This window comes from Moritella sp. F3 (genome assembly GCF_015082335.1).
Classification (GTDB): Bacteria; Pseudomonadota; Gammaproteobacteria; order Enterobacterales; family Moritellaceae; genus Moritella.
In genome coordinates this window covers 24,025-35,865 of the sequence record NZ_BLRL01000023.1, presented here as the reverse complement: position 1 = coordinate 35,865, position 11,841 = coordinate 24,025, and the positions used below count along the sequence as shown (strand labels likewise).

Here is an 11,841-nt window from a genome sequence, read left to right as displayed (position 1 = left end):
TTTGTTTATTGAATCAAGGTTGTAGCACCAACAGCAACCTACCGATTAACCAGCCAAGAAGTAATATCCAATCTTTTGCCCCTGCCAGCGTTGAAGATGCTACAGAAGATCAACCAATTAGTGTTGATGACTTGGATAAGCCACAAATAGATACAAGCGATGTTGTTGATGGAAAGGGCGAGAAATTAGAAGAGCCTAAGACAGAAGAGCAAAGTGGTGAAATAAAAAACATGTCAGACACTAGCGACTTTATGCCGGAGCAGCGTACTTATTGGATGTAGGTTAAGTGCGTAAAATGAGTCCATGCCTTACAAACCATGGACGCATACTCTAGGCCAAAAGCAGGTTTAACAGTGCCGCATGTTGGTTTTTTTGCAATAAATAGAGGGATCGCTCCGCGAGTTCCGCCAGATTAGACCTGATATTCACTCCAATATCGTGCAATGGCTTGTACCTGAACAAGTTCAGATTGGTTACAAAACTACTAAATCCCCCACTATTACCCCATTGATCACAACCACTATTTGATCAATCAAAATCCAAATTTGATCCACCCCATCTGATTCCCGAACATCAATTTTAAGACCCTAATTTCATTATAAATATAAGCTAGAGGCCTAAACCTCTAGCTTATCGTGTTTTCGTTACTCAGCCTTCGTCCTCAAATCACAATAAGCTAGTGGGAGCTGACGTCAGTCATTATCCGTTCATTATAAAATTGGATTAAGTAAGATTAAACTTGTCAGTTGTATGCCAAGAATGAATAGTGAATCGGTTACTTAGTTTTGTATATCTTATGACCAAATATTTTATTTTGTATTAAAATTATAATCTTACATTGAAAAAAGTGTTTTTTTACATTACGAAAAAGTATAATCCGTTGGTACTTTATGCAAACATAAAATTTAATGAGAAGGTTAATATTTTGAGTGATTTAATCAAACATATGACGTCTGGTTCGAATTCAGATTCGTTTCTTTCAAACATATCAAATATGAGCACTAATGAGATAGCAATTTCGAGTGTAATTGTAGCTATATTTGCACTTTTTATTTCTATTCTTTCTAGCTTCGTTGCACATAGATCTTATAAACTATCTGAGAAGAGCTTCAAAGAAGATAGACAGATGGTTCTTTTACGAAATTTTGAGAGTAAAGAGTTAAAATTCAAGCCACTAGATAGTACACACAATTTAGCTAACGGAGAGCTATATTTTCCTAATCTTATTTCTAATTCACCATTTAAGATTGACAGTGATGGAAGTATTATCGGCATACTCAGCCTAGAGTTAAAATTAAAGCAGTATCTCTCTAAAAAAATACAGCCTAAAGAAGGAGTCCTAGGCATTTTTAATGCTAATTTACCAGTCAATATAAAGACTCTGTATCATGCGAAAAATAGTTCATACACTGATGTTTCCGCTTATTTACTCACAGTACAGTGTTATTCCACTTGTGATGACATAAATGGTTTTAGTTTTGACTATAAAAACCTTACTCTTTTTTCACGCTCTGCATTCAAAGTAAAGCGTTTAAATAAATTTGACGATAGTACCTTATTTGCTTTTAATAATAATATTTAGTCGCATTCATCACATTCAGAATTATAGGGTCTTACATGGTAAATGAAAAAAAATTATCAGACATTGTCCAAAATGGTACGCTTGAAGATATTGAGAAAAAGTTAAGAGAACTTCAATTAGAAACCGTAGAACTTCACAATTTTATTATACAAAATAATTCAGGTGATGAAGTTGACGTAGTACTCGTTAACTTGCTTATAGCCCAATCAGAGTTCATAGAAATATGTGGAACTAACATACACAAAAACATATCTGTTATAGCTTTAGGTACAAGAAGTTTGTATGAATTACTAGTCCGTATTAAAACTATTATAAGTAACTCAGAACAAGTTAAAAAATGGAGTTCTGAAGCAATAACAGACAATATTCAAATATTAGAGGGCATACTCACTCTAGGTCACTCTGATAGTAATGAACATAATACTAAAGCTCTGAACGATCGTATAGAACACTTAAAAATCACAAGAGATAAATACGAACTACCAGAAGTAAAACAACCGATGCCAACAGGAAATCTTGTGGACAATGTAGGGCTGCGGGCTGAGCATGATGGAATGTATAAGCTATATTCAAAACTTGTTCACCCAAGTTCATTTCTAGTTAACTTCAAAGAAAGTGCTGATACTAAGAATGTAAGAGATATTCTTTTGATCCATGCGCAATTATACTCAATCGCTGCTATCAACTCTATTGGTAACTATGTTGGATTTAAAAAATCCTGAATAAAATAATACCAATTACATTCTACATTTAGAGTTTAATTGGATCTGTAATTTCACCGTATCAGCTTTACTCAAAATCACAAGAAGCTACTGGGAGCAGACGCCAGTAGCGATTCATCCAATGTAAAATCATCCCTATCTTCTTCAACATCATCTGCTTTATCATCTTCCTTACACGTTACTATCCGTGAAGCCTTTTGATAACTGAGTTTATAAACACATTCCGTTAATGTTTTCGTTGTATAACCTAAGTCGTTTAAATCTGTATTGGTGGTCTTAAACATCAATTGACCGTCTTTATACACATCGAAATAAATCAGATATAAGAAATCTTCGGGCGTGAGTTGTTGTCCTACACGGCTGTATTTCACTTGCTTGGTAAACCCAGTGACGTAGAAATCAAAACCGATTAAAGGCTCAGGTTCAACATCAACAGTTTCATCAATAACCGCATTGCTATCATCACTATCAATAGAATCAGTATCCGACCCAGTAACCACCGTGTTTTCGCTAGTAGAAATGTCATCAACTGAATGAACTTGTTCACTGCTTTGTTGAGTACCGGTACTCGGTGAATTACCGTCACGGCCAACCGCAAACCATATGAAATAAGCCAAAATGGATAATAGACACACCACAGCAATAACGAACTTAGGGCTTTGAAATGGGCTGCTACCTTTGCCGTTTTTGTTGTTTTTACCTGTTTGCGTTGATTTGTATAGTTTGAATACATCAAGTGGGATCTTCCTTCTTTTAACTTGTTCACCTTTCTTCGGCGATAAACCGCGTTCAAGTGGGTTATGTTCGTGAGTTCGTGGGCGTCTTTGGAAATATGGCATTGGTGCAAAATCAAAAGACTTGTGACTAACGGCCTGCTCCGCTACCGAACGAATGAGATTATGCACCTTGGTAATATCAGGCGTGCACACCAAAATATCCCAGTTAAATTTACGATGGCGCATTAACGCATCTTTAATATTACGGGGATAACGTATATGGCCGTTATCATCGGTTTCAGTTAACCCGAGATCATCGGTATAACCATCAGGTTTAATTTCACTAATGACGCTTATCGCATAGTCACACAATGGCACTGGCAGAAATGCAACGGCCTTAATAATATCGACCGTGTTAGGTTCACCATCGAGGCTGACGTTAAACTCTTTTAATTCGGTTCTATCTTTATCGCTGTAAAGGTTTTGCACTTCATCAATCAGCAGTAATGCGCCTGCTGGTAGCCAATGAAACCACCGAGCAAGCACATCAACGCCCGCTTGGTTTAATGTGGATATACGCCACAACTGCGCTGATTTAGGAAACTTTTCCCCGACTGCCTTTTCAATGGTATTTAAACCAAAGAGCCCCTCGATATTAGTCACCACACAACGACCAGCCCGCAACGCTGGCAGCATTTCAAACCACAGTGCGGTCGATGTTTTATAAGAACCTGGGTTGCCATGAAAGATTAATGAAGCCATGAATATCCTTATAGATAGCTAATAACGAAACGGGCGATATACGCCTCAACAATTAAATTGAACGCACTGAATATATTCATCTTTACCGCTGCATGGCGAATGTCGGCTGGTAGCTGTCCCGCAAATGTTTCAACCATCTGCACGATGCCAAAATCTGACACAATTAACTTCGCCACGGTAAAGCCTGTTTGCATGGCATAAATCGTCGTTTTAATTTGAGCGTAAATAAGAAACTCAAAAAAATAGGCCATGATCCTATCGAGTAAACTTGGTACATCATCAAAGAAGAATGTCGTAACGTTAGTGGCCAGCGCATCAACCGTTGAAAAGAATTCGCCGAATGACCAATCACTCGCAAAAGCCGAGGGCGTGAATAATACGAAAGTAATTAAAATTAATTTTTTGAACATACGATCACCAATGCAGACATTGAGGCTAATAACATGATGATGACACCTATCTCACCATAGTATTTAGACCATGTAGTTAAGGGGTTTGGCACAGCAATAGACATGCCCGCCACGCTAAGGTTAAAACCAACGTCCGATTGCGCGGTGCTCGACACTGATACCGTAAAGGACTTTTTAAGCTCCTTGATATTAAAATCAATACCGTCGGTAAGCTCTTGGTCTAACACTGCGACTTTATCTTTTAGCTCGTTTGTTTTTTCTGCAGAGAACAAACTATTAATTAAGGTCTTATCTACGGGGTCGAGTGACACTTTACCCATTCCAGTATCTTCAGGCTCAGGTTCGGGCGTGGGTTCTTCGGGCTTAAGGTCATCTAGCTTTTCACCGAGGCCACCAAGAGCGGTGTTTAAATCACGCAGTAATTTGTTATTACTGGTGCTATTACGGTCTAACGCATCTGCAATCTTTGCATTACCCTTTAAATCATTAGCGCGCATCGTATCGAGAGTATCGTAAACGGCCTGATTCTTTTTAATATTAATATCCGACTTATCACTTAAGATTGAGATACCCGTATTAATTTTATCTAACATGTCGTTAGTAATTTCAGTACGTTGATTCAGTTTATTTAAGTGTTCATTTTCTTGCTGAAATGATTCTAATGCGACTAACTGGTTATTGGTCATGGTATCTAAACGCAAGGTCAGTTCGGATAAATCAAAATCAGGTGCCATACAACTATCAGGGTCTAAATCACAATTGGGTTGAGGGTCACAATTAAGCGTACAATCGGGGTCAGTCGGATTATCACCACCATCACCTGAACCGTCACCACCATCCCCCCCTGTGTTATCCCCATTATCAGGATTTGAATTATCGGGGTTATCACCAAGCGTTGTTCTAGTGGGGTCTTTAGGAAACGCATCTTCGCTATCATTGACGCCATCGTTATCATCATCGGGGTCGGCGTTATCACCGATACCATCACCGTCTGTGTCATCCCACTCTAACGGGTCTTGAGGAAAAGCATCGTTTTCATCTTTAACCCCGTCACCATCGCTATCCAAACACGCTAAACCATCGCATTTATCAATGTCACAAACAGGGTCAATACTGCGAGTACCCTCACTACAGTTTGCGGTAAACGTATAATCAGCGCCGCCAGCATCAAGCGCACATAAATTACGCGCGTCCGCTATTTGGTTTTGGCCTGCAGAAGAAGAACAAAAAGAGGGTTGTTCACATGGCATTGAATAGGCCGCATTACCACTTGTATCATCACAAATGAAATTAAAATTACCGCCAACATCAAAGCAAGCATCACGCTTTATTGTGTATTCACTAGACCAACGAATGTCATCACATGTCTTAGGTTCTACACACATATGACCATCAGAGCCAATAACTTGCCCAGTCGGACATTCTGTGGCGACAAATCTATAGTGTGTAAATGCCACGTCTCCACACGTATAATTGGTGAACGAGGATTGAGAAGAGCGATAAGGCGTTGCACCACCACAGAAGTAATTTTTATATTCCTGCTCGGTACTAAAAATAAACCGAGGGCTGTTTTCTTGATAGGTATAAGTAAAGTAACCACTAATCGCAGCAAAGGTATTTGCGCTAAATAAAAAACAAACTAAAATGAAAATCCGTTTCATAAGATCGAAAAAGGCGACCTAAGCCGCCCCCTTGTATTAACTGGCAATAATGCCCGTTTTAAATCCCTCGACAATGCAGTAACTAAACAATGCCCCGAGCAGTATTGACGTTGCCACGTATTACTTGCGCATCCACGACACTAAAGCAGTCACACCAAAGCCGATAACAGCAAGGGCAATCACCGCGCCCATTACAGCCGCTTGGTTGGTATTCGCTTCAGTACCCGCTGCGCCGATTTGAGTGGTGTAATCCGCCGCGTTAACTGCAACAGAAGAACCCGCAGCTACAACAGCAACCGCACCACGTTTTAGATTTGTTTTTAATTTTTGCATAATAATTATTTCCATATAATAAAAGTAAGATACTGACTAAGCTCGTCCTAGCCAGCGAACGACAGACCCAGTGCCATGCGACACTAAGAACATCAATAACGATGAGCCGATAACCACAGAAAAGGTTTCCATATCGAACGCAAAGATTTCGTGTAGCACAGTCGCTAAATTGTTATTAGCTAATGCGCTGTATTCGGTCGAACTAACTAGCACTAAACTTTCGCTCGTACAGTTTGCAGCTTTTACGAAGTTTTCTGAGGTTAGCTCGACACAAATCATTTCTGCACAGCCGCTTGTTTCACGACGTTATCCAAGAGCTGTAATGTTTCGTTACGTGGCATGCGTGTCGATAACCATGCGCCATTGCGACCACCTGCTCTAGCAACCATCGCCACTGGGCAGATGATGGCTTTATTACGCAATGAAGCCACTTGGTTTTGTACCGCGTGCACATCATCAGTATTAATATCAATGATGGTTACATCCGTTTGCTCATTGTCGTATTGGTCTAAATACGGACGCGAGATAATCAAACGATGATTAAATTTAGTGGGGTCATTGTTCCAAGGTTCAGAACGAAACTCCTTGCAGATACCGACAACATAACTTCCTAGCTGTAATGACATAACAATGTCTCCGTTTGGTGTGTATGCGTCCATTAAGCGCCATGTTTAGAGCCGCCTTGGGTGGCGGACTCTATTAAATTCGTTTTAATGCGTTTTAGTTTTGATTACATCGCGGGTCGTATCGACTCCCACGATTTAATATTGGGTTCATCGCCCCTTGTGGGGGCGAAATACCACTTTAAGTAATCTTCATCTTTGACCAAAAGCGAGCGCTTTTGGTCTTGCGTACAGTTATTGACACGAGTCCAAGGAAAACGGCTCCCGCCGCTTTCAGCAGTGCCCAAAGACAAAACAGTAGGGCTTGGTTTCGTCTCTTCTTTCTTCACCAAAGACCACTGTTTTTCGTGCGTGGCTAAGGTCAATAACTCCCCGCTAACGGTCAAGCCACTAACCCCGCTAATCTTCTTGACCATTTCTTGATACTTGTTCTCTTTCTCTTCGTAACAGGCTTTCACAGGTCTATCAGTTTGCTTGATAGTGTGACCGCCCATGTAATCAAAGTACGCAGAGAAAAAGCCAGAATCAGCCGCACAGCGAATACGTTCAAAGGCTGAATCTTGGAGTTTATTGGTCATTCTGCGCAGTTCACGCCAGACCGTAACCGAGGGTGTTTTTTGAAACTGGAATTGACGAAAGCCAAAGGTGCGCGACCAAGCCGTGACGTTCTGCACTGATTCTTGCAAATCGACCTTTTTGGAGTCGGTATCTTTGAGGCCATCTAATTTATGAGCATCAATATTTTTAGATATGTACTTAGCGATATAGGCCACAGCATTACCCTTATCACTATCAATTAACTCAATCTTGATACGGGCATTAACCGCAGAGTGATTAATCGTGCCGTCTTGGTGGCGTAATTCATCGGCATCAAACTGGCACTGATAATGATTTAACTGCTCACTGAAACCAGCGACACTGGATAACGGCATGAAGAAAACACAATGCCAGTGCGGAGTACCATCCACATGCGGCTCGACCACACGTAAACCGTAATATAAAAAATCATTTCTATCCGCAGCTGCGCGAAAGCGAACCCACGAACGCGATAACCAATTATGTGCATCAACGGGCGCATACCCCGCCCAGTTCTTGTTCTCAACAAAATACTGACCGTGTTTTTTTAATCTATGGTAGCGACCGGGCGCGGTCATGGTGACAAACAAAGCAACATGTTCATTTGCGTCTGCGTATTCCTGACAACCAGCAATGCGGGTCATCAGTTCGTTACGTCTGTTTGCAGGGTTAGAAGTTGACGCATCATGTACGTCTTTAAGGTTTAACGACTCACCACATTCACTTTCTATGGTCATCATTTCTAACCATTCAGTTTGTTTACGCTGACGGTCTTTGAGCCATTGCCTAGATGTGTATGAGGCATAAGGGCTAACACTAGGCGATACCATACCAGCGGCACGCCTAGCCGTTTCAAATACCCGTGTTACTTTGGTATTGATAGCACGTAACCACACTGCATCGTCATCGGTACGGGCAAGAATACTAAAATAAACACTGTCGTCATTACCTGCTTTGGGTAAAAAGTGCGGTATCCACAGGGCTAACCCCGTTGCATCATTAATAGATTGCAGCGCCTCAAGTGGAGACATGCCCGCCTCTAGCGCCTTATTTAAATGCAAACGTGAAAGGCTTGTCAGTTGGTCGGCAAGTCGCACACGTTTGTACTCAGTATCTATTTGGTTGAAGTGAACAGGCAAAGCATTAAGGGCTGTTGCGACCTCACTAGAACGTGACGTAACAAAGTTAAAAGCACGTTTAAAGCCGTACTTCTTAACGCGCACAGTCACGCCTTTCATCAAGAAGTTTTTAATATCGAAAGGGAAATCTAGCTTGGCAACAACATGGTTAGCAAAATCAAACACAGTCTGCTTTGCACTGGCTTTACCATAAGTTGATTTACTATCAGACACACGGCACAACACAGGGTTGACGCGCGACTGACGGGTAACAAACCGCGCAAGTTCTTCACGCAGTTCTAACGGGATTTGACGAAGTGGATTACCACCTAGCTCCGTTCTGTAATCTTGGCTTAATTGCATGCGCGTTACAGACGAAAAGTTGCATCGGCTCGTTGGGTACGAGTGCGATAATGAATGATCTTATTAACGTGCGGAATAGTGAATTCCATTTTTTCAGCGATAACAGTCGGTGTTAGCCCTGCATCTGAAAGTTGACGGCATAACTCGACTTCATCATCAGTGCCTTTAGAGTGCGGGTATAATTCACCGTATCGGCGCAATGAAATACCTTTGCGCTGCGCTCTATTTTTAATGGTTGAGTAAGTGGCTTTACGGAAACCGAGTGCGGTCACTAGCTTGGCTATTTCAGCAGGTGATTTTTTGCCAGCGTGTTTACTAATGATTGCATCTTCAGCTTGGCTAAAACGTGGGTTTGCTCGGTTGTTACAGATACCGCAACTTTTACGGGTACCACGACGTAAATCAACCGTGAATTTTTCAACGTGGGTTCGTCCACAATCACAGACACATTCAACGCCTTTACCTGCATCCTGCTTAACGACAAGCAGTTGCCCAAAGCGTTGGCCTAGTATGTTTACATATAATGGCGAGTGTTTACCGTATTGGTAATGATCTTTGCCTGACTTAACAACAAAACCGTTTGAAATAAAAATACTCATTTAATACTCCCTGTATTATTTCTTTACGCCTACATCCTTATGACGTTTTATTTGTACCTGCTAACGGGCGTTAACAAGCTATTGCATCAAATACATCGTTACGAACCTCAATACCGCAATGGGCTAAATCCGTTTGTATTTTGTCGGCCTGTTTGTTGTAAGCAACAATGCAGCCTGTCATGCCTTGGTCGTTTTCTAAGGAAAAATGAATCTGGCCTTTATCCACATAAACAATCTCTGCGCGGGTAATGCCACGTAACTGCATCAAGCAACCGTTATCCAATACTTGAACGATTGCGCCCTCTCCAAACTTGTCGTTTTCAATATTAATTTGCATATGTACTCCCTGTTTATTTAGCTAAATCCGTTAACTATTGAGTCTTAAAACTTCTTCTGGATTGTTCCAAGGCTCTAATTCACTAGCGCCAACATTTGCCATTTGCAGCAGTTGAACCATATTTACAAGACGCTTTGAACCACGGTGTCGTTGATAAAAGGGAACAAGTCCCGCCTCCATGTCATTACGGATTGTTCTTGCTGATTGCCCTGTTCGGCGTGCGTACTCAGAAATAGACAAAAATGGGGCATCAATTAAAATAGCTATCGACATTGCAACTCCCTGTTGTTGTAATACGTGGTTAACCCTGTAAAGGTACATTTTAGATTTAATGTACCTGATTTGGGTGATCGGTATAAATACTAAACCCATATATGGTACAAAGTCAAATGGAATTAAAAGAAAAAATTAAGTTAATCAGAAATACTCACGGGTACACACAAGCCAACTTTGCCAAACTTACCGACATACCATTCCGCTCTTATCAAAAATATGAGCTTGGTAATACCGAAGTTGCCATGAGTGCTTTTTTGAAAATATCGGATAAATTCCCACAATATGCTCTATGGTTAACAACTGGAAAAGTTAATCTTGAAGCAGGGCAAGTTGCCCCAGGTGATGAAGCACCGAAAATGAGTGGTGATGGAGTACCTGAAGAATTATTAAATACAGCGTTTGAGAAAACGATCACAACGTCTATTTCATTAGGTTGGTTAACAGCTAAACCAGAAATACAGTTTTCTATGCTTTCTGATTTAATGCGTCATGACTTTGTTGAGCAGGGTGGGAAATTGATTTCACAAGATGCAGACGAGAGCGAGAATCAGACAGCTTAATAGCACCTCCCCATTCCATCGCTTTAATATTCCACGCACGCCAGACTTTCGCTTTTTCTAACGAGTCTGGCATCTGATTAATTAAAATGAGCTCTTCCATGAGCTTGTAAGCACGAATATATTTAACGTCCATTTCACACCTATAAAACACTGTATATACATACAGCTTACTATTGGTTACAATTCAAGACAATGTTTAATATTAACTAATTACAAGGATCGTAATGTCGATAAAACAACAAGCTGACGGTTATTACCTCGTTGAAATGTATCCGTTTGGTCGTGGCGGCCGCAGAATAAGAAAACGTTTTAGCACTAAAGCAGAGGCTTTACGCTTTGAGGAATACATAGGTGTGAAAGCAAAAAGCGAGGGCTGGTTAGAATTTAATAATGACAGTCAGCGTTTGGATGATTTAATTGAAATTTGGTACAACTTACACGGCCAAGCGTTAAACGATGGCATGAAGCGTAAGCGCAAATTATTAGCATTATCGAAGATGATGGGTAATCCAATTGCAAAGAAATTCGACCGTTCTCACTTCTCGACTTACCGAAAATTACGCCTTGAAAAAGTCAGCGTTAAAACCTTGAACAATGAGCAAGCTTATCTCAATGCCCTATTCAATGAGTTATGCCGTTTGGGTGAATGGAAAGCGGGAAACCCAATAGCAGGTATGCGGGCATTAAAATATAAAACACCTGAAATGGGATACTTACAAAAAGCACAGATACCCATCTTACTTAACGAGCTGGATAATGGCCGTAATATACACGTTAGATTGATTGCAGAAATTTGTTTAACGACTGGTTGCCGCTGGGGTGAAGCTGAGAACTTAAAAGGTGAACATGTGCATAATAACAAAGTGACGTTTATGAATACCAAAGGCAACAAACCACGCACGATCCCAATATCCGCAGAACTTGCCAAACGACTTCCTAAAAAACAGGGGAATTTGTTTAGCAGCAGCCTAAAAGCATTTCGTAAAGCCGTAGAACGCACTGGATTTGAATTACCCAAAGGACAAATGAGCCATGTGTTAAGACACACGTTTGCGAGTTATTTTATGATGAATGGCGGGAATATTCTGGTGCTACAGCGAATACTCGGACACGCATCAATTGTTGATACGATGAAATATTCACATTTTGCACCAGAGCATTTAGAGGATGCGGTTAAGTTGAATCCTTTGGTAACCTGAGACG

General features: G+C 40.8%; 15 protein-coding genes. 5 read left to right on the top strand and 10 right to left on the bottom strand.

Annotated features, from left to right (window positions below):
• From JFU56_RS21855 to JFU56_RS21845, 3 genes are all read left to right on the top strand, one after another.
• A partial coding sequence (locus JFU56_RS21855) for a hypothetical protein (RefSeq protein ID WP_198439330.1) occupies positions 1-281 on the top strand: 281 nt, incomplete at its 5' end.
• 644 nt (positions 282-925) lie between these two features.
• Positions 926-1,582: a hypothetical protein gene (locus JFU56_RS21850; protein ID WP_198439329.1), complete on the top strand. Its 657-nt coding sequence runs from the start codon at positions 926-928 to the stop codon at positions 1,580-1,582.
• A 35-nt stretch (positions 1,583-1,617) separates the two neighbouring features.
• Positions 1,618-2,304 (top strand): DUF5677 domain-containing protein, encoded by a 687-nt coding sequence (locus tag JFU56_RS21845; RefSeq protein ID WP_198439328.1) that lies wholly within the window; start codon positions 1,618-1,620, stop codon positions 2,302-2,304.
• 77 nt (positions 2,305-2,381) lie between these two features.
• On the opposite strand, the gene JFU56_RS21840 is transcribed toward JFU56_RS21845, so the two are convergent.
• From JFU56_RS21840 to JFU56_RS21795, 10 genes are all read right to left on the bottom strand, one after another.
• Complete coding sequence (locus tag JFU56_RS21840; protein ID WP_198439327.1) at positions 2,382-3,782, bottom strand: zonular occludens toxin domain-containing protein; 1,401 nt, start codon at positions 3,780-3,782, stop codon at positions 2,382-2,384.
• An 8-nt stretch (positions 3,783-3,790) separates the two neighbouring features.
• Complete coding sequence (locus tag JFU56_RS21835; protein ID WP_198439326.1) at positions 3,791-4,192, bottom strand: hypothetical protein; 402 nt, start codon at positions 4,190-4,192, stop codon at positions 3,791-3,793.
• Positions 4,177-5,853, bottom strand: a complete 1,677-nt coding sequence (locus JFU56_RS21830; RefSeq protein ID WP_198439325.1) for a hypothetical protein — start codon at positions 5,851-5,853, stop codon at positions 4,177-4,179. The genes JFU56_RS21835 and JFU56_RS21830 overlap by 16 nt, the downstream gene beginning before the upstream one ends.
• Positions 5,854-5,973: 120 nt before the next feature.
• On the bottom strand, positions 5,974-6,186 hold the full coding sequence (locus tag JFU56_RS21825; RefSeq protein WP_198439324.1) for a hypothetical protein: 213 nt from the start codon (positions 6,184-6,186) through the stop codon (positions 5,974-5,976).
• Positions 6,187-6,222: 36 nt separating this feature from the next.
• Complete coding sequence (locus tag JFU56_RS21820; RefSeq protein WP_198439323.1) at positions 6,223-6,465, bottom strand: hypothetical protein; 243 nt, start codon at positions 6,463-6,465, stop codon at positions 6,223-6,225.
• On the bottom strand, positions 6,462-6,845 hold the full coding sequence (locus tag JFU56_RS21815; protein WP_198439322.1) for a hypothetical protein: 384 nt from the start codon (positions 6,843-6,845) through the stop codon (positions 6,462-6,464). The genes JFU56_RS21820 and JFU56_RS21815 overlap by 4 nt, the downstream gene beginning before the upstream one ends.
• A gap of 71 nt (positions 6,846-6,916) precedes the next feature.
• Complete coding sequence (locus tag JFU56_RS21810; protein WP_198439321.1) at positions 6,917-8,866, bottom strand: replication endonuclease; 1,950 nt, start codon at positions 8,864-8,866, stop codon at positions 6,917-6,919.
• 5 nt (positions 8,867-8,871) lie between these two features.
• Positions 8,872-9,465, bottom strand: coding sequence for a hypothetical protein (locus tag JFU56_RS21805; protein WP_198439320.1), 594 nt, complete (start codon positions 9,463-9,465; stop codon positions 8,872-8,874).
• A 70-nt stretch (positions 9,466-9,535) separates the two neighbouring features.
• Positions 9,536-9,802, bottom strand: a complete 267-nt coding sequence (locus JFU56_RS21800) for a hypothetical protein (RefSeq protein WP_198439319.1) — start codon at positions 9,800-9,802, stop codon at positions 9,536-9,538.
• Positions 9,803-9,832: 30 nt separating this feature from the next.
• Positions 9,833-10,075: a hypothetical protein gene (locus tag JFU56_RS21795; protein ID WP_198439318.1), complete on the bottom strand. Its 243-nt coding sequence runs from the start codon at positions 10,073-10,075 to the stop codon at positions 9,833-9,835.
• Positions 10,076-10,191: 116 nt separating this feature from the next.
• Here JFU56_RS21795 and JFU56_RS21790 point away from each other — a divergent pair, with 116 nt between their 5' ends.
• Together JFU56_RS21790 and JFU56_RS21785 are read left to right on the top strand one after the other, a co-directional pair.
• Complete coding sequence (locus JFU56_RS21790) at positions 10,192-10,638, top strand: helix-turn-helix transcriptional regulator (RefSeq protein ID WP_198439317.1); 447 nt, start codon at positions 10,192-10,194, stop codon at positions 10,636-10,638.
• Positions 10,639-10,862: 224 nt separating this feature from the next.
• Positions 10,863-11,837 (top strand): tyrosine-type recombinase/integrase, encoded by a 975-nt coding sequence (locus JFU56_RS21785; protein ID WP_198439316.1) that lies wholly within the window; start codon positions 10,863-10,865, stop codon positions 11,835-11,837.
• Positions 11,838-11,841: the final 4 nt, after the last annotated feature.